This window comes from Propionivibrio soli (genome assembly GCF_025770765.1).
In the GTDB taxonomy this organism is placed as follows: Bacteria; Pseudomonadota; Gammaproteobacteria; order Burkholderiales; family Rhodocyclaceae; genus Propionivibrio; species Propionivibrio soli.
Genome location: NZ_JANZKY010000003.1, coordinates 270,785 through 297,618 on the forward strand (window position 1 = coordinate 270,785; position 26,834 = coordinate 297,618).

22 protein-coding genes are annotated in these 26,834 nt (G+C 62.5%); 11 read left to right on the forward strand and 11 right to left on the reverse strand.

What is annotated here, in order from left to right; genetic code table 11:
• The first annotated feature begins 25 nt into the window (after positions 1-25).
• The 5 genes from NZ453_RS04930 (at position 26) to NZ453_RS04950 (ending at position 6,219) form a co-directional block, all read left to right on the forward strand.
• The gene (locus NZ453_RS04930) at positions 26-1,579 is read left to right on the forward strand and encodes a DUF3612 domain-containing protein (RefSeq protein ID WP_263769281.1); all 1,554 of its coding nucleotides are present in this window, start codon (positions 26-28) and stop codon (positions 1,577-1,579) included.
• Between the two features lie 128 nt (positions 1,580-1,707).
• A complete protein-coding gene (locus tag NZ453_RS04935; RefSeq protein ID WP_263769282.1) occupies positions 1,708-2,001 on the forward strand; it encodes an antibiotic biosynthesis monooxygenase in 294 nt (97 codons plus the stop codon).
• Between the two features lie 179 nt (positions 2,002-2,180).
• The gene (locus tag NZ453_RS04940) at positions 2,181-2,702 is read left to right on the forward strand and encodes a superoxide dismutase family protein (protein WP_263769283.1); all 522 of its coding nucleotides are present in this window, start codon (positions 2,181-2,183) and stop codon (positions 2,700-2,702) included.
• 1,179 nt (positions 2,703-3,881) lie between these two features.
• Positions 3,882-5,276, forward strand: coding sequence for an APC family permease (locus NZ453_RS04945; RefSeq protein ID WP_263769284.1), 1,395 nt, complete (start codon positions 3,882-3,884; stop codon positions 5,274-5,276).
• Positions 5,277-5,520: 244 nt separating this feature from the next.
• Positions 5,521-6,219, forward strand: coding sequence for a pirin family protein (locus tag NZ453_RS04950; protein ID WP_263769285.1), 699 nt, complete (start codon positions 5,521-5,523; stop codon positions 6,217-6,219).
• A gap of 160 nt (positions 6,220-6,379) precedes the next feature.
• Here NZ453_RS04950 and NZ453_RS04955 read toward each other — a convergent pair whose 3' ends face one another.
• Complete coding sequence (locus tag NZ453_RS04955; protein WP_263769286.1) at positions 6,380-7,459, reverse strand: helix-turn-helix domain-containing protein; 1,080 nt, start codon at positions 7,457-7,459, stop codon at positions 6,380-6,382.
• 353 nt (positions 7,460-7,812) lie between these two features.
• Between NZ453_RS04955 and eat the strand changes: the two genes are divergently transcribed.
• From eat to NZ453_RS04975, 4 genes are read left to right on the forward strand one after another with little or no spacing between them, the layout of a single operon-like run.
• A complete protein-coding gene (gene eat / locus NZ453_RS04960; protein ID WP_263769287.1) occupies positions 7,813-9,258 on the forward strand; it encodes an ethanolamine permease in 1,446 nt (481 codons plus the stop codon).
• A complete protein-coding gene (locus NZ453_RS04965; RefSeq protein WP_263769288.1) occupies positions 9,255-10,637 on the forward strand; it encodes an ethanolamine ammonia-lyase subunit EutB in 1,383 nt (460 codons plus the stop codon). The genes eat and NZ453_RS04965 overlap by 4 nt, the downstream gene beginning before the upstream one ends.
• Positions 10,638-10,646: 9 nt before the next feature.
• Positions 10,647-11,483 (forward strand): ethanolamine ammonia-lyase subunit EutC, encoded by an 837-nt coding sequence (gene eutC / locus NZ453_RS04970; protein ID WP_263769289.1) that lies wholly within the window; start codon positions 10,647-10,649, stop codon positions 11,481-11,483.
• A complete protein-coding gene (locus NZ453_RS04975) occupies positions 11,480-12,766 on the forward strand; it encodes a haloacid dehalogenase-like hydrolase (RefSeq protein WP_263769290.1) in 1,287 nt (428 codons plus the stop codon). Before eutC ends, NZ453_RS04975 begins: the two co-directional genes overlap by 4 nt.
• A 110-nt stretch (positions 12,767-12,876) precedes the next feature.
• Here the strand turns inward: NZ453_RS04975 and NZ453_RS04980 are convergent, their stop codons facing one another.
• From NZ453_RS04980 to NZ453_RS05020, 9 genes are all read right to left on the reverse strand, one after another.
• Positions 12,877-14,991 (reverse strand): methyl-accepting chemotaxis protein, encoded by a 2,115-nt coding sequence (locus tag NZ453_RS04980; protein ID WP_263769292.1) that lies wholly within the window; start codon positions 14,989-14,991, stop codon positions 12,877-12,879.
• Between the two features lie 113 nt (positions 14,992-15,104).
• Entirely contained in the window at positions 15,105-16,538 is a 1,434-nt protein-coding gene (locus NZ453_RS04985) for an N-acyl-D-amino-acid deacylase family protein (RefSeq protein WP_263769293.1), read from the reverse strand.
• Positions 16,539-16,540: 2 nt separating this feature from the next.
• Positions 16,541-17,455, reverse strand: coding sequence for a MurR/RpiR family transcriptional regulator (locus tag NZ453_RS04990; protein ID WP_263769294.1), 915 nt, complete (start codon positions 17,453-17,455; stop codon positions 16,541-16,543).
• Positions 17,456-17,460: 5 nt separating this feature from the next.
• A complete protein-coding gene (locus NZ453_RS04995) occupies positions 17,461-18,741 on the reverse strand; it encodes an amino acid deaminase (RefSeq protein WP_263769295.1) in 1,281 nt (426 codons plus the stop codon).
• Positions 18,738-19,733 carry an ABC transporter ATP-binding protein gene (locus tag NZ453_RS05000; protein WP_263769296.1) on the reverse strand — a complete coding sequence of 332 codons (996 nt, stop codon included), beginning with the start codon at positions 19,731-19,733 and terminating at the stop codon, positions 18,738-18,740. The genes NZ453_RS04995 and NZ453_RS05000 overlap by 4 nt, the downstream gene beginning before the upstream one ends.
• Positions 19,730-20,761 carry an ABC transporter ATP-binding protein gene (locus NZ453_RS05005; protein ID WP_263769297.1) on the reverse strand — a complete coding sequence of 344 codons (1,032 nt, stop codon included), beginning with the start codon at positions 20,759-20,761 and terminating at the stop codon, positions 19,730-19,732. Before NZ453_RS05005 ends, NZ453_RS05000 begins: the two co-directional genes overlap by 4 nt.
• Entirely contained in the window at positions 20,758-21,600 is an 843-nt protein-coding gene (locus NZ453_RS05010) for an ABC transporter permease (RefSeq protein WP_263769298.1), read from the reverse strand. The genes NZ453_RS05005 and NZ453_RS05010 overlap by 4 nt, the downstream gene beginning before the upstream one ends.
• Positions 21,601-21,604: 4 nt before the next feature.
• Positions 21,605-22,546 (reverse strand): ABC transporter permease, encoded by a 942-nt coding sequence (locus tag NZ453_RS05015; protein WP_263769299.1) that lies wholly within the window; start codon positions 22,544-22,546, stop codon positions 21,605-21,607.
• Positions 22,547-22,697: 151 nt separating this feature from the next.
• Positions 22,698-24,134 carry an ABC transporter substrate-binding protein gene (locus tag NZ453_RS05020; protein WP_263769300.1) on the reverse strand — a complete coding sequence of 479 codons (1,437 nt, stop codon included), beginning with the start codon at positions 24,132-24,134 and terminating at the stop codon, positions 22,698-22,700.
• A gap of 223 nt (positions 24,135-24,357) precedes the next feature.
• Here NZ453_RS05020 and NZ453_RS05025 point away from each other — a divergent pair, with 223 nt between their 5' ends.
• The gene (locus NZ453_RS05025; RefSeq protein WP_263769301.1) at positions 24,358-24,753 is read left to right on the forward strand and encodes a RidA family protein; all 396 of its coding nucleotides are present in this window, start codon (positions 24,358-24,360) and stop codon (positions 24,751-24,753) included.
• Between the two features lie 116 nt (positions 24,754-24,869).
• Here NZ453_RS05025 and NZ453_RS05030 read toward each other — a convergent pair whose 3' ends face one another.
• Positions 24,870-26,108: an MFS transporter gene (locus NZ453_RS05030; RefSeq protein WP_263769302.1), complete on the reverse strand. Its 1,239-nt coding sequence runs from the start codon at positions 26,106-26,108 to the stop codon at positions 24,870-24,872.
• A 289-nt stretch (positions 26,109-26,397) separates the two neighbouring features.
• On the opposite strand from NZ453_RS05030, the gene NZ453_RS05035 reads away from it, so the two are divergent.
• A complete protein-coding gene (locus tag NZ453_RS05035; protein ID WP_263769304.1) occupies positions 26,398-26,832 on the forward strand; it encodes a DUF2628 domain-containing protein in 435 nt (144 codons plus the stop codon).
• Positions 26,833-26,834 lie beyond the last annotated feature (2 nt).

The following is a 26,834-nucleotide window of genomic DNA, read 5'->3' on the forward strand; positions in this document are numbered from 1 at the left end:
AGCCTGTCTTTCACAGGAGGACCCCATGGCGAGCCTCGGCAGAAACAGTCATTTTCTCGGCGCGAAGCTGCGAGCGTTGCGCAAGCAGAACCGGATGACGCTCGAAGAGCTTTCGCAACGGTGCATTCAGATCGATGCGCCGGCGGCGCCTTCGGTGTCGTACCTGAGCATGATCGAGAGCGGCCGGCGCGTTCCGGCGGAGCAAGTGCTGCAGTTGCTCGCGAAGGTCTTTCAGCGCAATCCGGCCTGGTTTTTCGACCAGAACGCCGCAATCGCTCCCGTGAAGACCGAGCCGTCCAGCGGTGGCGCGGCTCGCATTCCGCTCGAGCCGGCGTTTCTTTTTTCAAAGGAGCTGCTGCAATCGGCGATTCCCGAACTGCTGTCGCAGACGGGTACGTCGGGCCGGCAGTTCGCGCATCTCCTGATCCGCTCGTATCAGGAGAGCACGCGCAACGAGTTCCCCGACCTCGAACGGGCCGCCGAGGAGGTCGGCAAGCGCGCCTTTCCGCTCACGGTGGAGGATGTCATCGCCATGAGCAAGGCGCATGGACTCGAGTTGCGCTGGTTTGAGCGAAAACCGGTGCTTGTACGCAACCAGGGGCGCGAACTGCGCAGCATGGTGCGTTCGTTCTACGAAGCGCCTGGCACGGTTTTTCTCAACAAGGCACTGCAGGCGGACCCGGCGCGCCTGAAGTTCGACCTCGCCGCGCACATTGCGCACAAAGTGCTGCACGGCGGCGACGGGTTGAAGTCCGCGCACGCGACAGGCGGCGAGACCGGCGGCTGCCCCGAGGGCGAGGGCACAGTCCTCGGAATGGACCCGAGGGATGTGCTGCACGCCTGGCGCGACTTCGAGTGCAGCTTCTTCGCTGGGGCGTTGCTGTGTCCGAAGCTTCCGTTTCGTCGCCTGCTCACGCGCGAGCGTTATCGGATCGAGGTGGGGCGCAAACTTGAACTCACGCCGGCCGTCATCATGCGCCGGATGACGAAGGTTTCGCCATATCCCTATTGGCATTTCTTCGACGCCTATCCGCCCGGCTTCCTACGCGCTGTCTATCGCGGCAACGGCATCCCGCTTCCATGGGGAAACATGACGCAGGTATCTGACCCATGCCCGAACTGGGCTGTCTTTCGTCTCATCAGCGACAGTAAGGCAGAGGCGGGTTCGCAGCTTTCGGTGCTGCGCAACGATGATCGCTGGTTGCTCTACTGCTGCCACTCGCTACGTACCAAGGACATGGCGGGTAATCCGCACGTACTCTCGGTGGGTGTCGACCTGGCACCGGCGCTCGAAGCAAACGGTGTCGACGCCGTGGCGGTCGTCGACCGCATCGCCGAAGAATGCCGGCGACGCGGCGGTTCGGCGAAAGTGCCCAAGGCCGAGGCGGAAGCGATCCGCGCGGTCGCCAACGTGTTGAACATCGCCTGGGTGGATGAGTCGCTCGCCAACGCGGCGCGCATCATCTGCCCGCGCAACACGCGGTGCGCGCGGCTCGGGCACTGCGCGGGTGGTCACCACGGTGGCGCACGCGACATCGCCGACGTGCGGCTGGAGATTCTGGAGTCGGTGAAGGTCTGAACGGAAGAGGCAATGGGCGATCGAAGCCATCTCGTCACCGGTGCCGGCGCTCGTTGGCCGCCAATGCCAGCGTAAGCGCCGCGCCCATTTGGAATGCAACGCTAGACAGGAATTGAGAGGAGATCGGAATGCACGTCACGCTCGTTCATGTTCATGTCAAATCCGGTGATGTCGAGGCCTTCATCGCCGCGTCGCGAGCGAATCACGAAGCGTCGGTACGCGAGAACGGTAACCGTCGATTCGATCTGCTGCAGTCACCCGAGGACCCGGCTCACTTCATCCTCTACGAGGCTTACGCCACGGCCGAGGACGCGGCAGCACACAAGGAGACGGCGCACTACAAGGTCTGGCGCGACACCGTTGCAAACATGATGGCCGAGCCCCGGCGAGGGCAGATGATGCGCGGGCTTTGTCCGGAGTGAAATTTCGCCTCTTGTTGGCTGTGCTGGCAGGTGCCGTCGTAAGCGTTGTGCGCGGCGAGCGGGTAAGACGGCAACGCAATCGGCATTGAACGAATCGGGTTTCCGGCGGTCTCCAGAGCGCCGGCAAACGGCGACAAGGGGCATCGTGCCCCGTCCTGATTTCATCACCGGAGGCGTTCATGGAACTACGGAATATCCTTTTTGCCGGCGCCGCTGGCGCCCTGATCTTGACGACGGGTTGCGCCAGTCTGTCCGAGCGGCCGGATGCGACCGCCGCCTTGGCACCGCGCTCGGGCAGCAATGTCACGGGCGAAGTACGCTTCGCGGAGACACCGCGCGGTTTGAAAATCTGGGCCAATGTGGCCGGCCTGACGCCAGGTGAGCATGGATTCCACGTCCATGAATCGGGAGACTGCTCGGCACCGGACGCGATGAGCGCTAAAGGACACTTTAATCCCATGAACAAGGCGCACGGGCATCATGAGGCGATGGAGCACCATGCCGGCGATATGCCAAATCTCGTCGCCAACGCCAATGGCGAAGCCAGCTACTCCATTGAGCTTGTCGGCGTCAGTTTGTCCGGGCCCGCCGGCGTCCTCGGTCGGAGCATCGTAGTGCATGCCGACCCTGACGACTACCGGTCGCAGCCGGCGGGCAATTCGGGCAAGCGACTCGCCTGCGGAGTAATTGCCGCGCGCTGAGGTCGCGTCAACACGCGCGCCGGAGAGCCCGTTGTTCGCTTATTCGGCGCGCTCTTGGCCGCAGTTTCAAACGCTTAACCCAGCAGAAAACCCGCTCCACGGGGCTTGCTGGCGAAAGGCCGCTTTCTTTGCTTCGGCCGGGGGTAAATCGCAGCCGGCGTGGTATGCCGCTGTTTTCAGTTCTCGCCGAACCTTACCTTCCCATCAGTTCTTTCGCCGCATCCGACGTTGCATTGCGGCGGTGGAATTGCGCGCACAGTGTCTCAGTGTCAATGCAAGCGAATTGGTCCGCGGCTGAGGAATACTTGGCGCACGGCGGGTCAGCCACGGGTTACTTCGAACCGCTGACGATTCGTTCGAGAAATTGCTTCAACACCATTGGGTCGCAATCATTTGCGAGGCGCGCATCGATAAGCAGCGCATCCCTCGGATAGCCCTCCAGAGGTTCGGTTGCGTTTGCGTTGATCACGTTTGAGCTGTCGCACAGCGAACCGTACGCGACACAATTTCGGGCGACGAGTGCGGGCAGCACGGTCCCGCCTCTCAACATCGTCTTGCCCTTGTATGCCAAAAGCATTGATCTTACGAAACGCCTGCGGTACGTTTTCATCAGTATTAGAGAAATTGATGAAAAGTGAAATTATTTAATAGATGTGTATTCGACAGTCGATTTGAATAAGACTGCGTGCGTCGCTTTACCCTCCAACAACCGGTCTATGGAATCACGATCGGTATGCCGAAGGAGTGCAACGCATGACTACGTGGACGGCCTTGGCTTTGCCGGTATGCGTCTCCCGGATTCGGGATGGTATGCGCCGGATCGGAAAGCGTTTGCAGCGATCTCAATGGAAAAAATGTGACGGAAGGCGCCCGGCTTCGCGTCGCCCGTCATTTTTTCGTCCCGTCCCGAAACGCCCGCGCTGTTCGCGCAGGAGCGAATCCGTTCCCATCTGATACCTCCCTGGTCACCTCGATGCGAAGCGCTGAGCAACGCGCGTACCGGTGACCAAAACTCTTCGATGACGCTTCGAACGCGAATCGCTGATTAGCGATTCCGCGATCCCGCGCCGTTCCGTTTTCTCCAGTTCGAGAACAACAGCCTGTACCTTGTGTGTATGCCAAATACATACCATGGGCCGGCTTTCAGCAGCTGTCACAACTACAGGAAGGGGATCGACCATGGATTTGTTTCACAGAAAAAGCATTGAAGCATTGCTCAAGGGCACGGAGCGGCATGCGCTGCGAAAGACCCTGGGCTCGCTTGATCTCGTGTTGCTCGGCATCGGCTGCATCATCGGTACGGGCATTTTCGTACTCACCGGTGTGGCGGCTGCCCGATACGCGGGACCTGGCGTTACGCTTTCATTCATTCTTTCCGGTCTTGCGTGCGCTTTTGCCGCGATGGCCTACGCGGAACTGGCCGCGATGATACCCGCGGCAGGTAGCGCCTACACTTTTGCCTATGCCTCGATCGGTCGTATCGGGGCATTCGCCGTCGGTTGGGCGCTGATCTGCGAGTACACTGTGGGCGCCGCGGCCGTGGCGGCGGGCTGGTCAGGCTACGCGGTCGGGTTGTTGAAGACGATGGGAGTCGATTTGCCGCATGCGTGGACGGCCGTGCCGGCCGACGGCGGACTGATCAATCTGCCGGCAGTGCTGATCGTCGTCTTTCTCACGTATCTGCTCGTGATCGGCTCCAAGGAAAGCGCTAAGTTCAACCGCATCCTGGTGTTCATTAAACTGGGTTGCGTCGGCCTTTTCCTGCTTCTCGCCGGCCCTCATGTTTCTCCCGCGAACTGGCAGCCTTTCCTTCCGTTCGGCTTCTCGGGTGTGGCGACCGGCGCGGCGATCGTCTTCTTCGCCTATATCGGTTTCGACGCCGTATCGACGGCGGCCGAAGAGTGCAAGAATCCGAACCGCGACATCCCGATCGGGATCGTCGGCTCCTTGGTGATCTGTACCTTGCTGTACATTGCGGTTGCTGCCGTCCTCACCGGCGTCGTCCCTTACTCCTTGCTGAACAACAGCGAGCCGGTTGCCTTCGCGCTGCGTTCGATCGGCCTGAATTTCGGCAGCGCTCTGGTGGCCGTCGGCGCAATTTGCGGCATCACGACGGTACTCCTCGTGATGATGTTCGGCCAGACGCGCGTGGCGCTCGCCATGAGCCGGGACGGCATGATTCCTAAGGCTTTGCTGAAGATCCACCCGGAGTACGGTACCCCGGACAAGATCACCATTCTTACCGGCATCATCGTGAGTGTTCTCTCGGGGCTGTTGCCCATCAACGTCATCGCCGAACTCTGCAACATGGGAACGCTGTTCGCGTTCTGTATCGTGTCGATCGGCGTGCTGGTGCTGAGAAAGCGGGAGCCTCATGTTGAACGCCCGTTCCGCTGCCCGTGTGTTCACGTCGTTGCTCCGCTGGGCGTCTTCTTCTGCGGATTCCTGATCTTGCAGCTTCCGGTTAACACGCTTGCCTTCTTCGCGCTCTGGTATGCGTTGGGAATGATTGTGTACTTCACTTATAGCCGGCATAGCATTCGCCTGGCCGAGGAGGCAGACGCCCGGCGCTGAAGCACAGGGCGGCCCATCTGTGTATGCGGCGCGACGAACGGAGAGCTGTTCATCGCGCCGCCACGCAAGGTGACTGCCATGCGAAGACGACGTGCGCCAGACCGCATGGAGCGCATCGCAAACGGCCGATATCCTTGTCGGTGAAGGGGGCAATTTCATTTTGTCAGGACGCACTAAATGACTTTCTCGAAGTCGAAGCCGATGTCTTTTTGGACGACAGCGCGACAAGCGAGAAAGGATTCTCATGATTACCGTTCGCCGAGGTACCGATCGCGGGCATGCCGACCATGGCTGGCTCGACAGCTTCCACACGTTTTCCTTCGCCGATTACTACGATGCCAACGAGAATGGTTGGGGATCGCTGCGGGTGATCAACGAGGATCGGGTCAAGGCGGGGCAGGGATTCGCCACGCATGGCCATCGTGACATGGAAATCATCAGCTACGTGCTTTCGGGCGAATTGCAGCACAAGGATAGCCTGGGCAACGGTACGGTCATTCGCCCGGGCGACGTACAGCGCATGAGCGCCGGCACCGGCGTTCAGCACAGCGAGTTCAACCCGTCGCCGACGGAGACCGTGCACTTTCTGCAAATATGGCTGCATCCGGAAGAGCGCGGCTTGGAACCATCGTACGAACAGAAGGCGTTTACTACCGAGGACAAGCGCGGCCGACTGTGCCTCGTTGCCTCGCGAGACGGCCGCTCAGGTTCAGTCACCATTCATCAGGATGCCGACGTGTACGCCAGCGTTTTGAACAGAGGCGAGCGGCTCACGCACAATAGGGTGGGGCCGCGCCTTGCCTATCTGCACCTCGTCAGTGGGGCGTTGAATGTCAACGATGTCGACTTGAAAACCGGCGACGGGGTGAAGGTCGCCGGCGAACCGCAACTCAACATCGCCGCCGAAGCCGACTCGGAGTTTCTACTTTTCGACCTGGGTTAGTCAGTCTACAGGCTGGCGCGGGCAGCGAAAGCGTTACTTGTTCGTGGCGAGCAAAAAGAGGCGGCACGCCCGGTGACGGCGACGAACTTATCCGCTTTCCGAGCGTGCCACAAACGTTGCCCCAAGAAGACCGTACGCTTGTGGCAATGGGCAATGAGGTTCAGGCGGAGCGCAAAGTTTCCGAGGGCAATTCCGCGAAGAGATGCCGGTAATCTTGGGCGAACTGGCTGAGGTGGCTGAATCCCCAATCGAGCGCGATTTCCGAAACAGATCGCTCTCTGGCCTGCCGCCGGCGCAACTCGCGGCGCGCCGCATTGAGCCGGATGCTGCGCAGGAAGTTGGTCGGCGAGAGGCCGGTGACTTCCTCGAAGCAGTACTGCAGAGTTCGCCGGCTCATATGGAAGCGTCGACAGAGTTCGGGAACCGTCACGTCGAATGACGCTTCGTCAAGGATGTACTCCCTGATGCGGCGCACGGTCTGCCAGCGATGCAGCCGCGTCTGCGCCCGGCGTTCGGGAGGTTCCTGTCCGTCCTGTGTCATCAACAGGCTGACGATCGCGCCCAGAATACGGTCTTGTATCGCCTGGTGCGGCTCGTGGTCGCGGCCACAGCCATTCGACGCTACGACGGGGGCCGGGAAGGCTGCCTCGTCGAGCAATGCATCGATGCGCTGACAGAGGCGCCGTTTGGCCGCCATGTCGACGAGGAGAACGTCCGCCTTGCCGAGCAGTTTTTCGGGCGCCGTCTGTTCGACTTCTTCTGCATAGCGCCTGAACTCTTCGCGGTCGACGACGATGCCGTAGATGTTGAAATCATCCGGTGTACGAAGTTCGAAACCGACGCCACCTTGACGCACCGCGATGCCGTTGGCCGGCACGCCATGGAAATCGATCGCCGCCGTTGAGCCCGCCGGATCGGGTATGCCGAACCAAATCGAGTGCGGCCAAGCAGCACACGACTGGCGCAGTTGGCGATTGGTCGACTCGAGAAACACCTGTGCCTTGTTCGTCCACAACTCGGTGATGACGCCGCTGAATCTGCCGCGCGAAAGCTGATCGTAGGTCTGGTTCCACTCGCTGAGGTTCTGCGCATGCTCGTCGGCATCCGATGCCGTCCAGACGCGGCGATGCAAGTTGGCCTTCGGCTTGCGCAGCGACGACAAAACTCTCTTGTCGTGTGGAGCATGCGATGCAGACGTCGTGTCGCCGAGGAGGGTGATGGATTCAGCGTGTGCGTTCATGGTTCAGTCCGTCCGTGAGGCTACGTACTGAAGAGCCCATCGCAAAATCCAGTCCACCTTCATGCGATGCATGCAAAAGGTGTCCGGAAATCCTTGCCGTTTCTGGTGTTGCGCCCAATGTGAGAAACGGCTGGGAGATAGTGAGGCAACGGAAAAACGCCCTCGAACGGTGCGCGATTGCGGGGGCGTGTTGATCAAGTTGGTGCCCGGACAGCGCAAAACGATCGGCGAAAAATGACCGCGATGCCATGCGCAAGGAGTCACCCCTCGATGAAGTTTGCCGAATTCCGATAGAGGTGCCTTGACGGTTTCCCTACGATGGGTTCATCCCGGACACCGTTCAAGGACACATCATGACTTCTTCATCTACGCCAAACACGGCCGCAAGAGCCCCGGCTAATTCATCCAGTTCGCCCAACTCGCTCACCAAGACGCTCAGCACCGTGCAGCTTTGGGGCATCGCCGTTGGGCTCGTCATTTCCGGCGAATACTTCGGCTGGAGCTATGGTTGGGCCAATGCCGGAACCCTCGGCTTCCTGGTCACCGCGCTTTTCGTGGCACTCATGTATACCACGTTCATTTTCAGCTTCACCGAGTTGACGACATGCATTCCGCATGCGGGTGGTCCTTTCGCCTACAGCTATCGCGCCTTCGGACCCGCCGGCGGATATCTCGCCGGCATGGCGACGCTGGTGGAGTTCGTGTTTGCACCGCCGGCGATAGCGCTGGCGATCGGTGCATACCTGAATGTGCAGTTTCCGGCGCTCGACGCCAAGACGGCCGCGGTCGGCGCTTACCTGATCTTCATGACCTTGAACATCGTCGGCGTGCAGATCGCGGCGACGTTCGAACTCGTCATCACACTGGCGGCGATCTTCGAACTCCTCGTCTTCATGGGCGTCGTCTCTCCGGGCTTCTCGATTTCAAATTTCGTGACCGGAGGATGGTCGGGTGAGGATAGCTTCAGCCTCGGCAGTCTCTCCGGAATGTTCGCCGCCGTGCCTTTCGCCATCTGGTTCTTCCTGGCGATCGAAGGCGTGGCGATGGCGGCAGAGGAAGCGAAGGACCCCAAACGTTCGATTCCCACCGCCTATATCACCGGCATGCTGACGTTGCTCGTGCTGGCTATTGGCGTCATGGTTTTCGCGGGCGGCGTCGGTGACTGGAAATCGCTATCGAATATCAACGATCCGCTGCCGCAAGCCATGAAGCGCATCGTCGGCGAGAGCAGCGGCTGGTTGCACATGCTCGTCTGGCTTGGGCTGTTCGGCCTCGTCGCCTCGTTCCACGGCATCATCCTCGGCTACTCGCGGCAGATCTACGCCCAAGCGCGCGCCGGTTATCTGCCGGCCTTCCTCGCCGCTGTGCATCCACGTTTCAAGACGCCGTGGATTGCCATCCTGGCGGGAGGCGTCGTCGGCATCATCGCGATCTACAGCGACGACCTCGTGCAATTCGGCGGACAAGGGCTGACGGCCAATATCGTGACCATGTCGGTGTTCGGCGCGCTCACCATGTACATCGTCAGTATGGCGGCGCTGTTCCGGCTGCGGCGCAGCGAGCCGCGGCTGCCGCGTTCGTACCGCACGCCGCTCTATCCGTTCTTCCCCGCGTTCGCGCTCTTCGGCGCGCTCATCTGCCTGGCGGCGATGATCTGGTTCAACCCGGTGCTGGCGCTGGTGTTCGCCGGATTGCTCGGCGCGGGATATCTCTACTTCCGGCAAACCGCGCAACGCCGCGAGTCGCTGTTCGACGGTGTTCTCGAGAGCGGTGCCGTCGAGTCGGCCGCGCGCGCATGAGCTACGCCCACGCCATCGGGCCGCAGCGTTACGTCTTTGCCGACCTGCGCACGCTGCTGGCCAAGGCCAGCCCGGCGCGCTCGGGCGACGCACTGGCCGGCGTCATCGCCGACCGCGAGGAAGAGCGCATGGCGGCCCGCTATGCGCTCGCCGATCTACCGCTTGCGCGCTTCCTGCAGGAAGCCGTCGTCCCCTACGAAGACGACGAGGTGACGCGGCTCATCGTCGACACTCATGACGAAGCGGCTTTCGCACCGGTGGCGCATCTCACGGTTGGCGAGTTCCGCGATTGGGTTCTTTCTGACGAAGCGGATACGGCGGCGCTGACGGCGCTGCATCGAGGTCTGACGCCGGAGATGGTGGCCGCCGTGAGCAAACTGATGCGCAATCAGGATCTGATTCTCGCCGCCCGTAAATGCCGCGTCGTCACCCGCTTTCGCAACACGCTCGGGCTCCCCGGTCACCTGGCGGTACGTTTGCAGCCGAATCATCCCACCGACGATCCGCAGGGCATCGCTGCCGCGCTGCTCGACGGTCTGCTCTACGGCAGCGGCGACGCGGTCATCGGCATCAATCCGGCGTCGGACAATCTCCCTGCGATCTGGCGCCTGCTGCAACTGATGGACGACTTGCGCGAACGCTACGCGATCCCTACCCAAAGCTGCGTGCTTACCCACGTGACCAATACGCTGCGTGCGATCGAGAGCGGCGCTCCGGTCGACCTGGTGTTCCAGTCGATCGCGGGCAGCGAGTTGACCAACCGCAGCTTCGGCGTCGATCTCGCGTTGTTGCGCGAAGCCCGTGATGCGGCGCTGTCGTTGGGGCGCGGAACGCTGGGCAACAACGTGATGTACTTCGAGACCGGGCAGGGTAGTGCGCTTTCGGCGAATGGGCATTGGGGTGTCGACCAGCAGACGATGGAGGCGCGCGCCTACGCAGTGGCCCGCGCCTTCGATCCCTTGCTCGTGAACACCGTCGTCGGCTTCATCGGCCCGGAGTATCTCTACGACGGCAAGGAGATTATCCGCGCCGGCCTGGAAGACCACTTCTGCGGCAAGCTGCTTGGTCTGCCGATGGGCTGTGACGTCTGCTACACCAATCACAGCGAGGCCGACCAGGACGACATGGACAACCTCCTGACGCTGCTCGGCGTCGCCGGCATCAACTTCATCATCGGGGTGCCGGGCGCCGACGACATCATGCTCAACTACCAGAGCACCTCGTTTCATGACGCACTGTTTCTGCGCGACACGCTGGGGCTCAAACGCACTCCGGAATTCGAAACGTGGCTGCAGGATATGGGCATAACGACGGCTCAGGGCCGACTCCGTCCGCAGCATGCGGATCAGACCTTGCTGCGTTACGCCAGCCAGATCTAGGGGCGCCGCATGAAATCTATACACACGCTGCTGCCGTTTCGTCCGATCACGCCCGATCCGTGGCAATCGCTGCGTCGTTACACGCAGGCCCGCATCGCGCTCGGGCGCAGCGGCAGCAGCCTGCCGACCGCCGCCTGGCTCGGCTTCGGCCTTTCGCATGCGCAGGCCCGCGACGCGGTCCATCAGCCGCTCGACGCGGCAACCCTGCACGGCGAGATTGAAGCGCTCGGTTCTGAACACCTGCACGTCACCAGCCGGGCGAGTACGCGCGATATCTATCTGAAACGACCCGACCTCGGCCGCCAACTCGCGCCCGAAAGCGCGGCGATGCTCGCTGAAGTGCGAAGTGAGGCGCCGCCAGACGTGGTTTTCGTCGTCGCCGACGGCCTCTCGTCGTTGGCCGTCGCCCGGCATGCCGTACCGCTTCTGCGAGCCACATTGCCGCTTTTGCAGGCGTGGAAAATCGGACCCATCGTGGTGGCGGAGCAGGGGCGGGTGGCGCTCGGCGACCCGGTGGCCGTTGCCTTGGAAGCACGTGCGGTGGTTGTCCTGATCGGCGAGCGACCGGGCCTCACGTCGGCCGACAGCCTTGGCGTTTACCTCACCTACGCGCCGCGCTCCGGAATGACCGATGCCGATCGCAACTGCATTTCCAACGTGCGCCCCGAAGGGCTCGCGTACGCCGAAGCGGCACGCAAGATCGCTTATCTGCTCGCCGGTGCCCGCCGGCTCGGCCAGTCGGGCGTCGCCCTCAAGGACGACAGCGATGCCGACACGAAGCTGGACACTCCATCGCCTTTCATCCCTTCGATTACAACGACCGCCTCCAGAGGAGAATCCGCATGAAACGCCGTCAGTTCATCCAATCGCTAACCCTTGCTTCCGCGCTCGGTGGCCTTTCGAGCGGTGCGGCTTACGCCGCGGCGAAAGCGGCCGAAGCCAGGCCGCTGCCGGTGGCGCTCGACCCGGGCAAATGGGCGCCGGCGACGTACCAGCGGCTGCAAGCGGTGATCAACGAACTCGGTGCGGGCAGCCGCGGTTTCAATCCGCACAAACGTCCCTATGCGGTCTTCGACTGGGACAACACGTCGATCATGAACGATACCGAGGAAGCGTTGCTGATGTACCAGATCAACACGCTCTCGTTTGCCATGGAACCCGACAGGTTCGCCGCGGCGATCCGCGAGGGCGTGCCGGCGGGGAACTTCAAGGCGGATTACAAGAATGCGGAAGGGAAACTCGTCAGCCTTGACGCGATCGTTGCCGACCTTGCCGAAGACTACCGCTACCTGTGGGGCACGTACGCCGGCATGAAGGGATCGGCGCCGCTTGACGAGGTGAAAAAGTCGGAGCAGTTCAACGACTTCAAGACCAAGCTCTATTACCTCTATGAGGCGATCAACGATACCTATGGGCCGGACGTCGGCTACCCGTGGGTGCTCTATCTCTTCGCCGGCATGACCGTGAAGCAGGTGATGAGCCTCGCCGAGGCGTCGAACGATCTCAACCTCGGCGACTCGATCCGCAAGGTCAAATACACGAGTTCCGCAGCGCGGCCCGGGCAGGCGGGCGTCGTCAGCGTCAGCCATACGCACGGCCTGCGGCTTACGCCTGAGATCGCCAATACGATGCACGCGCTGAAGGCGGCCGGGTTCGATATCTATGTCAGCACCGCGTCGTTGGAGGACGTGGTGCGCGTGTTCGCCACGCTGCCCAAGTACGGCTACAACGTTGCGCCGGAAAACGTCCTCGGGCTGCGTCTTGAAATGAATGGCGATGTGTACCAGGCGCGTTATCGCAAGGGCTGGCCGCTCAACTGGGGACCGGGCAAGAGCGAGGTCATCAAGCGCGAACTCGTGGCGAAGAAGGGTTACGGGCCCGCACTCGTTTTCGGCGATAGCGACGGCGACTTCGACATGCTGCGCGACTTCTCCGATACGCGCGCCGGCATTCTCGTGAACCGCCTGAAGAAGGGCAACATCGGCATGCTGTGCACACTTGGCGCAAAGCAAATGGGGAACCCCGACGCCCGCTTCGTGCTGCAAGGGCGCGACGAGCGGACGGGACAGTGGATTCCCGATGAAGCTACGCTCAAGCTCGGCGCGAGCGAGAAGAAGTTATTGGCTTGAGGTTTGACGCGTCGGGAGGCGGGACGGCCGCACCTCCCGCCGATCGCTCGGGTTTCCGTTTGCCGAAGAACGTGCAGCGCATTGGGGCGCCGGGTGGCGCCCCTGCCTTTTCAGAACCGATACTGCGCGAGCACGCTCTTCTGGCGGGTCGCGTATTGATCGAGTTCCTTCGCGCGCGCGGCCACCTGCTCCGCGCCGGCGCTCGCCTCTTCCGACATCTGTGCGATGCGCTCCACCTGCGAGGCGATGTTGTTGCTCGCCGTTCCCTGTTCGCGGATGGCGTCGGAAATCTGGCTGACCGCTGCGGCGGCGCTCGACGCCGATTCGCCGATCTGCCCCATGGCCTTGTCCGCCTCGTCGGCGCGCGCGACGCTGTTCGATACGAGGGTTTCGGCGGACTGCATCTGTTCTGACGCGGTTCGCGACGCCTGTTGCATCTGCTCGATGTTGGACGAAATCTCCCGCGTCGAACTCGTCGTGCGTTCGGCCAGCTTGCGCACTTCGTCGGCAACCACCGCAAAGCCGCGTCCCTGCTCACCGGCTCGTGCGGCCTCGATGGCCGCATTCAATGCCAGCAGGTTCGTCTGATCGGCGACGTCGCGGATGATCTGGACGACGCCGGCAACTTCCGCGCTGCGGCCTTCGAGCTCGCGGATGCTGCGTGCGCTCTCGCCGACCACCGATGCGATCTGACGGATATCAGTAATCGTCTGCCCGATGATCGTCGATCCGGTCTCGGCCAGCTTGCCAGACTCGGTCGATAGCGTATGCGCTTCGCCGGCACGGTCGCCGACGTGGTTCACGCTGACGGTCAGTTCCTCGACCGTCGAGGCCACCGATGCCGAGGCTTCGCTCTGCTCGCGCGCCGCGTGCGAGACTTGATCGGCGGTATGCGTCAGCTGTTGCGAAGCTTCGGCGACCTCGCCGGCCGACGTGGCGAAGGCGCGCAAGCTCTCCTGAACTTTGTCGATCAGCGAGTTGAAGGCGTGGGCCGTTTCACCGATCTCGTCGTGGTGTTCAATGCGCACTCGTAGTGAAAAGTCGCGATCACGACCGATCAGTCCCAGAATTTCCTGCAGGTGACGGAGGGGCTGGAAGGCCAGGCGGTTGAGCATGAAGTTGAGGACAAGCGAAATGGCGAGGCTGACGAGCACGATCGAAAAGAGGATTTCGAGCGGTAGTCCATTGGCGATCGGCGTGAATTCCTCCAGGTAGCTGCCGGACACGATGATCCAGTTCCAGTCCTTGTATTCGGTGAACGCGGCGATCTTCTTGCGCGCTGTTTTTTCGCCGAGTTCCGCGTTGACCCAGTCGTAGAACGTGACGCCGGCACGGGTGTCGAGAATGTCGCGCAGGAAGCTCCGGCCGCTCGCATCTTTCATGTCGATGAGGTTCTGGTTCTCCTTGGTCGGATGAATGACGAAGCTGCCTTGGTCCTTGCCTTCCTTCGAATTCACCACATACACGTACCCGGTGCGGCCGACTTTCTGAGCCCGGATCTCCTTCTTCAACGCCTCCATCTGTTTGGTGATGTCGATACCGAGGAGCATGGCGCCGATCACCGCGCCGGCCGCGTCCTTGATCGGCCGATAGACGGCGATGTATTCCTTGCCGAACAGCGAGGAGCGCGCGAAGGCCGGTTCGCCCTTGAGCAGCGCGGCATGTGCCGCACTCGTCTTGTCGATAACCACGCCGACGCCGCGGTTGCCGTCGGCATCCTTGGCCGTTGTCGAGACGCGCACGAACTCGTCGCCATCGCGTACCACCAGCGATGCGGCGCCGCCCGCCGTCGCCTTGGCAAAGGCGTCCACCTCGTCGTACCGGTTGTTGATCGGCGTATCGCCGAGCATGAGTAGCGGGGCCTCCCGCTTGCCGGCCGCGTCACGCTTATCTTTTTGCAGCGACCAGGGCTTGCCGCCAAGAATCTGGGCGAAGAGGCCTTCCGCTTGGCCTACCGAGACTTTCATGTTCTCGTCGACCGACGCGACAAGGTCGCGAAGCAGATCGTTCTGCCGGGAAAGCGTTTCCCGGGCGTTGGCCACTTCCACTCCCTTCAGGTAGTAGTTGGCCGCAATACCAAACAGCCCGAGCAAAACAACGGTCGTTAAGACGACTGCGGCCGACAGACGGAAGCGCAAGGTTCTGCCGACACCTCCGCCAAAATTCCCGCCCGATTCCTCGCGCACATCCCCGCGGATATCGCCGCGGACACCCCCGTTTTCCATCTTGTATTTCTCCTTGGCATGGAATACGGGGCAGGCTACCAAAGAACATATCCGTCCTGCAATTGACGTTTCAACGGCAAGTTGCGAACGGTACGTCTGTTCCAGATGGGCGGTCAGTTATCTCGACGCAGGAACCGTCCATTTCTCGAAATGGACGAGGCGTTGTCTTCCTCATAGCTGGTGGCGCCATTGACGAGGACATGGCGGATGCCGGCGCTGACTTGCTCGGGATCGGCGAACGTGGCGCGGTCGCGTACCCGCTGGGGATCGAATACCGTAACGTCGGCGAAATTCCCGCATGCGATCGTCCCCCGGCGCCCGAGGCCGAATTGTGCGGCGGGCAGCCCCGTCATCTTGAATACGGCGCGTTCGAGCGGCAGCAGTCCAAGATCGCGGCAGTAGTGGCCGAGTACGCGCGGGAAGGTGCCCCACAGGCGTGGGTGCGGCCGCGCGTCATGCGGCAAGCCGTCCGAACCGATCATCGTGCGCGGATGGGCGAGCACGCGCTGTACGTCGTCCTCGGTCATCTGGAAATAGCAAGCGCCGCCGGGAATCAATCGCCGGCAGGCTTCCTGCTGGCTGATACCCCACAGCGCCGCGATGTCGGCGAGGCGCTTGCCGGTCATTTCCGGGTGCGCCTCGGAGCCCGTGATCAGAATGTCGATGACGCCATCCACGAGGTCCTCGCGCAGCACGGTCGATCCGGCGGTGTAGGGGTAGACGTCGAGACCGATCGGCTGGCGCGTGGCGAGGCTGTCCATCAGCGCCAGCGTCTCGCGCGTGCGCCCCCAGTTCGCCGGGCCGGCGCACTTGTGATGCGAAAGGATGAGCGGCAGCCCGGAACGGCGGGCCGTACGGGCCGCCTCCTGCATCGCGTCGAGGATACCTTCGAGTTCGGTACGTATATGTGTGGCATATACGCCGCCAGCGGCGGCCGCGGCCGCCGCGACTTCGACCAACTCACGTTCATCGGCGGCAAAGGCGTTCTCATAGAAGACGCCCGAAGACAGGCCGAGGGCGCCGTCGTCCATCGCCTGCCGCAGGCAGTTCGCCATGCCGACGCGCTCGTCGGCCGTTGCCGGTCGGCTGAAGTCTTTCATCGTCGCGGCGCGCAAACTCGTGTGGCCGATCAAGGCGGCGACGTTGATTGCCGGGCCGGCGGCATCGACCGCGTCGGCGTATCCCGCCAGGCGATCGAACCGGAAGTGAGCGTTGCCGAGCAGTCCCAGCGGCTCGATCGGTGCGTCGGTAATCACCGGCGCAAGCGAAATGCCGCAGTTGCCGACGATGACCGTCGTTACACCCTGAGACAATTTCGGCAGCATGTCAGGCGCTTCGAGGACAATCGCGTCGTCGTGCGTGTGCACGTCGATGAAGCCGGGGGCGACGACGAGGCCGTCGCAGTCGATCACCCGTTCGGCACTCGCCGGATCGATGTGACCGACCTGAACGATGGTGTCGCCGTGGATCAGAACGTCGGCGGTGAAGCCGGCGCGGCCGGTTCCATCGACGACAAGGCCGTTGCGTAAGAGGATTGTTGTAGCCATGCTTACTCCTGCTCGCGTTCGGCTCGCGACCAAGACATCGTCATGGCAACGTGCGATTCGCTGTCGATTCCGTGTTTCGCCAGCACACTGCGGAACTGGCGCAGACGTTCGGCCGCCTTCGGACCGAGACGCTGCCCGACGAGCACCGTCAGGATTTCGATCGCCAGCAGGTGCGCGATGTACGCCTCGGTGCCGACGCGCATCACGGCGTCTTCGGGGACCGAAGCGCCGAGCACGATGTCGGCGTTGCGCGCGAGCGGCGTATTCGGTTGCGTGAGTGCGATCACCGTTGCACCCTGCGAGCGCGCGAAACTGGCCGCTTCCAGCAGCGTCGGCATGCGGCCGACGTGCGACACGGCGATGGCGACGCCGCGCGGTCCCAACGTGCATGCCGAGATCAACTGCTGGTGCGCGTCGAAGTAGGCGTTGGAATGGATGCCCAGGCGGAAGAGGCGGGCCTGCAGATCGTTGGCGATGAAGGTGGACGTTGCGCCGGACGAGTAACAGTCGACGCGTTCGGCCGCCGCGATGGCGTTTGCCGCCTGTTCGAGAGCGGTGACGTCGAGTTGACGTTCGAGCGCCGACATCGAGGCCGTTGCCGAACGCACGATCTTGCTCGCGATCTGCGCCGGCGTATCTTCGGGCAGCACGCTGCGATGCAGGTAAGAACCACCGAGGGCGATGTCCTGCGCCAGGGCGACCATGAATTCACGCACGCTGTCGAAACCGAACGAACGGCAGGTGCGCACGATCGTCGGCATCGAGACGCCGGCGCGTTGCGCGAGTTGCTCGACGGTCGCGCCCACGGCGCCCTCGGGATCGCTGACAATGACGTCGACGACGCGCTGCTGTGCATCGGGTAGCTCGGCGTACTGCTCCTGCAGCGTCTGCAGAAGGCGGGTTGGGAGTTGAGTCATGACGTTCAGAAGTGGGTGGCAACGGCGTCGCGAACGTTGTAAGAGTCATCGACGATAGGTAACCAGCGCCATTTGTCGAAGGTTGTGCAGGGGTGGGAGATGCCGAGGCCGATCAGGTCACCGACGGCGGGCCCAGGATCGTTCTCGGGAAAACGCAGGTAGGCGTGCTGGTCGTTGAGCGCCGTCAGCTTCCACTCGGAGGCCACGGATTGCGGTAGGCTGTTCCCCGGCGCGCAGTGGTAAAGCGCCACCGGCAGATCGAGATCGTAGGAGATGTCGCGCTTGCCGCAAGTGAGGATGGCCAGCCCGGGTTCGGGGCGCGACTGGACCATGGCCCAGACTTCGATCGCCGGACGCAGGCTCGACGAGAAATGCTGGCGCTCCTCGACCTTGTGCAGCAGGTTCATGTACGAACCATGGTCGTGCGTGACGTAGCAGCCCGAACGAAGCACGCCGCGTACTGGCTTCGTGAGCGCCGGGCGCAGGTGGTCGGCGACGAGATCGAAGAGGGCCGAACCGCCGGCCGTGACCAGCACCTCGTCGTCGGCAAAGAAGCCTGCCTGGTCGCAGGCTTTCGCCGCCTCGGCGACACGCGCCATCAGGGCATCGACGGCGGGGCGGTCGAGCGCCGAGTCGCCCGTCGTCACGCTGCCTTCGTAGCATTCGATACCGCCCAGGCGCAGCGCGGGGCTGGCGAAAATCGTTGCGGCGACGGTGACCGCCTCTTCTGCCGTCCGGCAGCCTGTGCGCTTGCCCGCGATGCCGATCTCGAGCAGGCAGTCGAACACGGCGCGGCTCTGGCGTTTTTCCTGCCACGCCTCGATCAGTCGCACCTGGGCGACCGAGTCGACGAGGAACCAGACGCGCAATCCGCCGTATTCCTTTTGCAGCGCGGCCAGCCCATCGAGGTCGGCATCGCATACGACCTGGTTGGCGATCAGCGCGCGCTTGACGCCTGCTGCGGCGCCGACGGCGAGTTGGTAGACGGTGGCGAAGGACATTCCCCATGCCCCGGCGTCGAGTTGCAGCCGGTAGAGTTCGGGCGACATCGTTGTTTTGCCGTGCGGCGCGATGTCGACGCCGTGCGTATGGGCGAAGGCCTGCATCCACGCGAGGTTGTGCCTTAGCGCCGATTCACGCAGGAGGGCGATCGGGAAGGGCAGATCGTGCTTGAGGATATTCCAGCGACGGGCGGCGATTTCACTCAATGCGCATGGCGCAGCGGCCGGTGGAAAACCCTTGTAGTTTCGGTCCAGGACAATCTGTGCGGAATTTCCGTTTGTCATTGCGAAGTTCCTTTCATCGATAGCGGATGCAGATCGTTGCGCAGGCAAGCCTTCCAATGTCCAGGGGCGACCTCGGCCAGCGCCGGCACGGTCTCTGCACACGCCGGCAGCGCGTGCGGGCAGCGGGTGCGAAAGACGCAGCCGGACGGTGGGTTGGCCGGACTGGGGATGTCGCCGACGAGCAGCGGTCTGTCTTTGTGCCGCTGCGCCGGATCGGGGATCGGCGAGGCGGCGAGCAAGGCCTGCGTGTAGGGATGCTGCGGTCGATGATAAAGCGTTTCGGTCGGCGCGATCTCCATGATCTTGCCGAGGTAGAGCACGATCACCCGGTCGCAGAGAAACTCGACGACATCGAGATCGTGCGAGATGAAGAGCATGGTCAGGCCGAAGCGGTCTTTCAGGTCGCACAGCAGGTTCACCACCTGCGCCTGGATCGACACGTCGAGCGCCGAGAGCGGTTCGTCGGCGACGATGAAACTCGGCTCGACGGCCAGTGCGCGGGCAACACCGATGCGCTGACGCTGACCGCCGGAGAACTCGTGCGGATAGCGATCGGCGTACTCCGGGCGCAGTCCGACGAGGTCCAGCAACTCCGCGATACGCGCCTGGCGTTCGCCCTTGCCCTTGGCGAGCCCGTGCGTGTCGAGCGCTTCGCCCAGAATCTGGCGAATACGCATGCGTGGGTTGAGACTGGCGTACGGGTCCTGGAAGATGATCTGCATGCTCGAGCGCAGCGGGCGCATTTGCCGTTGCGAGATATGCGCGATGTCTCGGTCCTTGAAGCGGATCTGGCCTTCGGTAGGATCGAGCAGGCGAATCAGCATGCGGCCGATGGTGCTCTTGCCCGATCCGGATTCGCCGACGAGCCCCAGTGTTTCGCCTTCGCGGATGGCGAAGCTAACGCCATCGACGGCGCGTACCGGTTGCGGTCCGGCGCCAAAATACTTGCGCAGGCCGCGCACTTCGATCAGTGGGTTGGCGGTGTCGTTCATGCCGTCATCTCAATCTTTTCGTTGACGCGGATGCAGCGGGCTTGCCGGCCATCGGCGAGCGCCGCCAGCGGTGGCATGGCTGTGTCGCAGGCGGCGATGTGCAACGCGCAGCGCGGCGCGAAAGCGCAGCCGGGCGGCGGTTCGAACGGGCTGCAGACTTGGCCGCTGATTGCCGTCAGGCGCGGCCGACTCTTGGCCACACTTCCGCGTACCGCCATACCGGGCAGGCAGGCGAGCAGGCCGCGCGTATAGGGGTGTTGCGGGGCGGCGAACAGTGGACCGACAGCGGCCGTCTCGACGATGCGCCCGGCGTACATTACGGCCACCCGATCGGCGTATTGCGCGACGACGCCGAGATTGTGCGTGATGAAGAGCACGCTCATGCCGGTTTCTTTTTGCAGGCGCTGGATCAGCGCCAGGATTTGCGCCTGGATCGTCACGTCGAGAGCCGTCGTCGGTTCGTCGGCGATCAACAGCGTCGGGTTGCAGGCCATGGCCAGGGCGATCATCACCCGCTGGCGCATGCCGCCGGAGAGTTGGTGCGGGTACTCATGGAGGCGGCGCTCGGCGGCGGGAATCTCGACGAGGTCGAGCATCTTCTTAGCGTGCTGCAGCGCGTCGCGGCGGTCCATGCCAAGGTGCAGACGCACCGATTCGGCGATCTGCTCGCCGACGGTGAGCACGGGGTTGAGGCTGGTCATCGGTTCCTGGAAAATCATCGCCAGTTCGTTGCCGCGCAGGCGACGCTTGTCGGCTTCTGCGAGCGCCAGTAGATTCACCCGCTCTCCGTTACGTTTGACGAACCACGCCTCGCCGCCGACGATCGCTTGCGACCCCTTGGCATGCAGACCCATCAGGCCGAGACTGGTGACGGATTTGCCCGAGCCCGACTCGCCAACCAGCGCCAAGGTGCCGCCGGATGGGATGTCGAACGACACGTCGGAAACGCTGGTCACACGGCCGCGGTCGGTCATGAACGACGTCGACAGGCCGCGCACCGATAGGCGGGGAGTGATCGGCTCGTTCATGCGGATTTCCTCAGTTTCGGATCGAGCAAGTCGCGCACGCCGTCGCCGACGATTTGCAGCGACAGCGCGGTCAGGATGATCGCGATGCCGGGGAAGACGATCGTCCAGAAGGCGCGGTCGGCGTACTGCAGGCTGGAGGCGATCATCGTGCCCCAGGTCGGGATCTCGGGCGGTACGCCGACGCCGAGGAAGGACAGCCCGGCCTCGGCAAGGATCGCGTAGGCAAAGATGAAGGTGAGTTGCACCAGCACCGGCGACATCAGGTTCGGCAGGATGTGCGCATACAGGATGCGGGGCGTCGACACGCCGAGGGCGCGGGCCGCATCGACGAACAGCAACTCGCGGATCACCAAAGTAGAAGCGCGCACGACGCGGGCGACGCGCGGCGTATACACAATGGCGAGCGCCAACACGACGTTCCACAGCGAGGCGCCGAGGATCGACACCAGCGAGATGCCGAGCAGGATGTCGGGGAACGACATCATGGCATCGATGACCCGCATGATAGGCGCATCGAGCTTCTTGAAGAAGCCGGCCAGCAGCCCCAGCGCGGTGCCGGCGATGACGCTGAAGAACGCGGTGGCGATACCGATCATGATCGAGTAGCGGCTGCCATACACGATGCGCATGGAGAGGTCGCGCCCGAGTTCGTCGGTGCCGGCCCAATGCTCGCTCGATGGCGCCTTGAGGCGTTCCATGACCGAGATGGCGTTGGGATCGACGCCGGAGAACATCGGGAAGAAAACGGCGAGCGCGGTCACGGCGACGAGCACCGCGGCGGCAACGAGCACGATGCGCCGTGAGAACAGGCGTTTGAGGACGTAAGCGAGCTGATCCATGGTCTTACACCCGGATGCGCGGATCGACGATCATGTAGATCAAGTCGATCGCCAGATTGATCAGTACGTAGATCGCCGCGATCACCAGCAGCGTACCCTGGATCACCGGGTAATCGCGGCGCAGCACCGCACGTACCACGAGGTTGCCGACGCCGGGCAGGTTGAACACCGTTTCCGTGACCACCGCACCGCCGATCATCAGCGCCAACGTCAGGCCGAGCACGGTGACGATCGGCACCAGCGCGTTGCGCAGCACGTGCTTGAGAATGACGACGCGCTCGCTGAGCCCTTTCGAGCGGGCCGTACGCACGTAGTCCTCGTTGAGAATGTCGAGTACCGAGGCGCGCGTGAAGCGGATGATCAGCGCCGAATTGAGCATGCCGAGTACGGTGGCGGGCAGCACGAGATGATGCAGTCGCTCGATGAACGGCACGCCTGGGTCGCCGTAGCCCGAGGCGGGGAACCAGCCGAGCCATACGGCAAAGATCTGGATCAGGATCAGGCCCATCCAGAAACTCGGCACGCTGGCACCGAGCATGGCCACGGCGCTGAATACCTGGTCGACCAAACGGCCGCGCCACACGGCGGCGATCAGCCCGCAGGGAATGCCGATCAGCGCGGCAATGGTTACCGCAAACGTGGCGAGGAAAAAGGTCGGCTCGGCGCGTTCGGCCAGCGCCTGCGTGACCGGGCGCTGCAGGAAGATCGACTGGCCGAGGTTGCCCTGGGCCACTTCTTTGATCCAGTAACCGAATTGCGTCAGCAAGGGCTTGTCGAGGCCATACTGCACGCGTGCCTGGGCGATGTCTTCGGCAGTCGCCTGATCGCCGAGCAGCAGCGCGATCGGATCGCCCGACGCCAGTCGGGTGAGGGCGAAGACCATCACCGCGACGATCGCGAGGACGGCCAGCGTCCCGCCCAGACGGGCAAGTAGGAATCGGAGCATCAGGGTGTCCTGGTGTGTTTGTTTCGCCTTCGCGGATGGTACTGCCGCCATGCCCGTTTCGGCCTGAATCGATGACCTCGGGCGCACAGCTCGAGCCATCCCCTATAGCGGGGGATGGTCGAAGCCAATGGCGGCAATACGATTGCTTGGTTTACTTCGCAGCGACCGTGGTGTTCCAGAAGAACGGCCACGCCGCGGGTGTATAGCCTTGCAGGCGCTGAGCGCGCGCCGACAGGCCATTGAATTTGCCGACATTCACGTACGGAACCTCGTCATACACCACCTGCTGGACTTTGCCCCACAGCGCGCCGCGCTTGGCCGGGTCCATTTCCTGATTGAAGGCGGAGAGGGCGGCCTGCTTCGCCGGGCTGCTCCACCAACCAGGTGCGCCTTCGCTCAGCTGCGGAGGGGAGAGCATGGGCTCGGGGAATTGGCCGGAGTGCGTCACGTAGATGTCCCACAGCTTCGGGTCGTTGCGCCGCTGCACGAGCGTGGCCCAGTCGACGATCTGCAGTTCGGTCTTGATGCCGGTGCGCTTGAGTTGCTCGGCCATCACGAGCGCCATGTTGTAGTGGAACTCGTACTGCCGGCTGGCGAGGATACGTACCGGCTGGCCGTTGTACCCGGCCTTCGCCGCCATGTCCTTGGCCGCGCTGGCGTTGCGTTGGTTGTATTTGTCGGCGCCTGCCGTCGAGTAGAACGGCGTGCCCTGTGGGAAGTGGTTCGGCTCGATCGTGAAGAAGCGCGTGTCGCCGAATGCGGCGGCCATCATCTCGCCCGGGCCGAACGCCATCTGCACCGCTTGGCGCAAAGGCTGCGAGGCGAGCACGCCTTCCTTGGTGTTGAACACCAGATACGGGAAGCCGAACGACGTGGTCATGATCGGCACCACCGATGCTCCGGCCTTGTCGAGGCGGCCGATCGATTCAACGGGCAGCAGGTCGGCGTAGTCGAACTGGCCGGAGAGCGTGCCTTCAACGCGCGTATTGGCGTTCGGGACGGGCACAAACCGCAGTTCTTCGATCAGCGCCTCACGTTTGCCGGCGTAGCCGGATGCAGGCTCTTTGCGGGACGCATAGCCTTCAAAGCGCGTGAGCAACGTGTACTGATCGGGCTTACGCTCCTTGAACTTGTACGGGCCGGTGCCGATAAAATCCTTGAGCTGCGGCGCGATCGTCTCCTTGGCGAGGATAGCCGCCATGCCGGTGGGCAACGCGAGCTGGGCAAGCAGCGGCGCATACGGCGTCTTCAGCTTCAGCTCGACGGTGTTCGGTCCTTTGGCCTCGATCGAAGCGACTTCCTTCGCGACGGACTTGCCGCGTGGCGAAACTTCCATCCAGCGCTGCAATGAGGCGACCACGTCGTCGGCCACCATTTCGCGGCCGTTGTGGAACTTCACGCCCTTACGCAGGGCGATGGTGTGCGTGAGGCCATCCTTGGACACCTTGGGCAGGCCGTCGGCAAGCATCGGCACCACATTCCACTTGGCGTCGAAGGTGTATAAGGGTTCATAAACGTGCTGCATGATGGTTCCGACCAGATCGGCCGTCGTACCCATGGGATCCAGGGTTTGCGGTTCGGCGATCATCGCCAGGTTGGCGGCGGTCGGTGCGGCTTGAACGGGTGCGGCGAGCGGGACGGCGAGAGCGGACAGCGACAGGATTCGGCTGATCCATTTGCGGAGAGACAGAGCTGGCATGGCTGGACTCCTTGTAATAAAATTACATAAACAATCCTAGACAGGTTGTTTTATGGAGTCAACGGCTATTTACGCCCCATTTTGGTGAAATTTTCTTACAAGGAGACGCAACATGCCCGTAGAGATGCTCGGCCAATCCCCCCTCGCGTCGGATCGTCAGGTTCGCCCCTTTTCTCCCGCCACGCGGGCCGGCGACTTCGTGTTCGTCTCCGGCCAGGTGCCGGTGGACGAATCCGGCGAGGTTGTTCTCGGCGGCATCGAGGCGCAGACGCGGCAAGTGTTCAAGAACATCGAAAAGGTACTCGCGCTCGCCGGCTGCACGCTCGAGGATGTCTGCAAGGTCGGTGTCTGGCTTGATGACGCGCGCGATTTCGGCAGCTTCAATCGCGTCTATATGGAGTGTTTCGGTACGCACCGCCCGGCGCGCTCGACTGTCCAATCGCAGATGATGATCGACGTGAAGGTCGAGATGGATGTCGTGGCGTACAAACCGGCAACGAAAGCCTGAGCAAAGCCCGATCCTCTTCCGTCATTCGTCGCACGACTGAGGCGGTCAGGCCCGCAGGATCGCGAGACGGAGCGGAGAGGAGAGGAGAGGAAGCACCTCTCCCTGCAAACACCTTCCTAAAGCGCTGCCGCCTCGGCGCGGCGGTGCCTACGGAAATGCAACACCGCCAGATACAGCGACGCCGCCTGCAGCGCCGCGCAAAAATAGAAGGGTGCGCCGATCCGCCAGTCGCCGCGCGGCAGGTGCGAAACCATCCCCAGGAGCGGTGCGCCCAAAGTCGGCGCCACCACCGCCATCAGACTGCTCAGCGAATTGACGGCGCCGAGCGTCTGGCCCTGACTGCGGCTGTCGGCCGCCGAGGAGATCAGGCTTTGTACCGACGCGGCGACGGTCGTGCTCAGAATGTTGGCGACGACGATGACATACATCATCCAGCCGGCCGTTGCGGCACCCCACATTACGTTCGCCAGCATCGACGACACCAGTCCCATGACCGCCAGCCGTTGCGCGGAAAAAACCTTGAGCAGACGGCCCAGGAGAAAACCCTGGGCGATCACCGAAACGATACCGACGATTGCCAGGGACCAGCCGTTTTCAAGCGGGCCCCAACCGAACTTGAAGGTGGTGTAGAGCACCCAGACGGTATACAGCACGAACTGCGCGAGCGTGCTGAAACCCACGACACCAACCAGCGGCCCGATGCCTTTCAGCTGGGCCAGCGCGCGCAAGGTCCGCAGCGGGTTGGTTGCGCTCCATCGGAAAGATTTGCGCTGCGCCGCGCCAAGCGACTCGGGCAACACGAAATAGCCGTAGGTAAAGTTGACGACCGTCAGCACGCCAGCAACCAAAAATGGCAACTGAAGCTTGATCGCGCCGAGCAGTCCGCCCATCACCGGACCGATGATGAAGCCCAATCCCATCATCGCCCCGAGCAGGCCGAAACGCCGCGCTCGGTCTTCCGGCGCCGTGATGTCGGCCACATAAGCGTTGGCGATCGCCGCGTTGGTCTGCATCGCCCCGCTCACCACACGTACAGCCACGAGCGTCCAGATCGACGTGGCAAGCGCCGTTACGAAAAAGCTCAGCCCCAAACCGAGAAAACCGAGCAGGAGCAGGGGGCGACGACCGAAGTGGTCCGACAGCGCACCGAGCATCGGCGACGCCAGGAAGTTCGAGAACCCGAACGAAAAAGCCACGACGCCGTACCAATACGCCTGGTCGGCTTGCGACCCGGCAAAGCTGCCGACGAGCGCCGGCAGCACGGGAATGATCAGTCCGATAGCCACCATGTCAATCAACACCGTAAGCATGATGAACGGCATCGCCGCCTCGCGCGACCGCAATGATTCAAGCATCGGTATGCGCCCCTGTGGACTGATCAAACCAGAAGAGGAGGTCTCCGACATATGCAATTCGGGACGGTACAATCATGCTAATTCGCTTTTTCTTGGTGTTCGGGGAAGCGCTTATTATATCCGGGTAAAATTAATTTGCAAATAAAACCCGGGTAAAATTATCGGAGCTTTCTTGGCGCATCTCCATGTGCTCGGGCAGCGCCCGGATTTTCCGGTATCATTTTGTTCGCTATGCGCCTGGTATTTAGAACGAGCGACAATACACAATCAAAACTTACAATGATCCGTCATGCCGAAAATCAACCCATATTCCCCACCGACCGCTGACGTTGAAGATCGCCTTCTTGATGCCGAGCATATTGACGACTTGCCGGTATCGGAGGTTTGGAAGAAGAAGTTCAAAGCTATGCGAAAGGCCGGCGGCCCTGGGATGAAGAACCTTAATTCTTTGTCCAAGGCCGAGCGCAAGGACCTCGGCTCGTTCAATGTCGTCGCGTTCCTTTTTGGTCCCCTTTACTACATGGCAAAAGGAATGTGGCGGCGAGGCATCTTGCTGTTCGCCGTCTGTGTCGCTGCGGTCATTGTGATCGATATCGCCCTTGGCTTGATCGGCCTGGAAAATTTTGGAAAGGCGCTTGGGTACGGCGTTGCTGGGGTTTTTGCTGTACGCGCTAACGCCGACTATTACAAGAAGATGGTTCTGGGCGATAACGGATGGTGGTGATT

What these genes read in the sequence shown, in the direction of transcription:
- NZ453_RS04990 (WP_263769294.1), bottom strand. Translation starts at nt 17,455, where the DNA reads ATGACTCAACTCCCAACCCGCCTTCTGCAGACGCTGCAGGAGCAGTAC.
- NZ453_RS04945 (WP_263769284.1), top strand. Translation starts at nt 3,882, where the DNA reads ATGGATTTGTTTCACAGAAAAAGCATTGAAGCATTGCTCAAGGGCACG.
- NZ453_RS04935 (WP_263769282.1), top strand. Translation starts at nt 1,708, where the DNA reads ATGCACGTCACGCTCGTTCATGTTCATGTCAAATCCGGTGATGTCGAG.
- NZ453_RS04950 (WP_263769285.1), top strand. Translation starts at nt 5,521, where the DNA reads ATGATTACCGTTCGCCGAGGTACCGATCGCGGGCATGCCGACCATGGC.
- eutC (WP_263769289.1), top strand. Translation starts at nt 10,647, where the DNA reads ATGAAATCTATACACACGCTGCTGCCGTTTCGTCCGATCACGCCCGAT.
- NZ453_RS04985 (WP_263769293.1), bottom strand. Translation starts at nt 16,538, where the DNA reads ATGGCTACAACAATCCTCTTACGCAACGGCCTTGTCGTCGATGGAACC.
- NZ453_RS05000 (WP_263769296.1), bottom strand. Translation starts at nt 19,733, where the DNA reads ATGAACGACACCGCCAACCCACTGATCGAAGTGCGCGGCCTGCGCAAG.
- NZ453_RS05015 (WP_263769299.1), bottom strand. Translation starts at nt 22,546, where the DNA reads ATGCTCCGATTCCTACTTGCCCGTCTGGGCGGGACGCTGGCCGTCCTC.
- NZ453_RS04980 (WP_263769292.1), bottom strand. Translation starts at nt 14,991, where the DNA reads ATGGAAAACGGGGGTGTCCGCGGCGATATCCGCGGGGATGTGCGCGAG.
- NZ453_RS04965 (WP_263769288.1), top strand. Translation starts at nt 9,255, where the DNA reads ATGAGCTACGCCCACGCCATCGGGCCGCAGCGTTACGTCTTTGCCGAC.
- NZ453_RS04975 (WP_263769290.1), top strand. Translation starts at nt 11,480, where the DNA reads ATGAAACGCCGTCAGTTCATCCAATCGCTAACCCTTGCTTCCGCGCTC.
- eat (WP_263769287.1), top strand. Translation starts at nt 7,813, where the DNA reads ATGACTTCTTCATCTACGCCAAACACGGCCGCAAGAGCCCCGGCTAAT.
- NZ453_RS05020 (WP_263769300.1), bottom strand. Translation starts at nt 24,134, where the DNA reads ATGATCGCCGAACCGCAAACCCTGGATCCCATGGGTACGACGGCCGAT.
- NZ453_RS04930 (WP_263769281.1), top strand. Translation starts at nt 26, where the DNA reads ATGGCGAGCCTCGGCAGAAACAGTCATTTTCTCGGCGCGAAGCTGCGA.
- NZ453_RS05005 (WP_263769297.1), bottom strand. Translation starts at nt 20,761, where the DNA reads ATGAACGAGCCGATCACTCCCCGCCTATCGGTGCGCGGCCTGTCGACG.
- NZ453_RS05035 (WP_263769304.1), top strand. Translation starts at nt 26,398, where the DNA reads ATGCCGAAAATCAACCCATATTCCCCACCGACCGCTGACGTTGAAGAT.
- NZ453_RS04940 (WP_263769283.1), top strand. Translation starts at nt 2,181, where the DNA reads ATGGAACTACGGAATATCCTTTTTGCCGGCGCCGCTGGCGCCCTGATC.
- NZ453_RS04995 (WP_263769295.1), bottom strand. Translation starts at nt 18,741, where the DNA reads ATGACAAACGGAAATTCCGCACAGATTGTCCTGGACCGAAACTACAAG.
- NZ453_RS05010 (WP_263769298.1), bottom strand. Translation starts at nt 21,600, where the DNA reads ATGGATCAGCTCGCTTACGTCCTCAAACGCCTGTTCTCACGGCGCATC.
- NZ453_RS04955 (WP_263769286.1), bottom strand. Translation starts at nt 7,459, where the DNA reads ATGAACGCACACGCTGAATCCATCACCCTCCTCGGCGACACGACGTCT.
- NZ453_RS05030 (WP_263769302.1), bottom strand. Translation starts at nt 26,108, where the DNA reads ATGCTTGAATCATTGCGGTCGCGCGAGGCGGCGATGCCGTTCATCATG.
- NZ453_RS05025 (WP_263769301.1), top strand. Translation starts at nt 24,358, where the DNA reads ATGCCCGTAGAGATGCTCGGCCAATCCCCCCTCGCGTCGGATCGTCAG.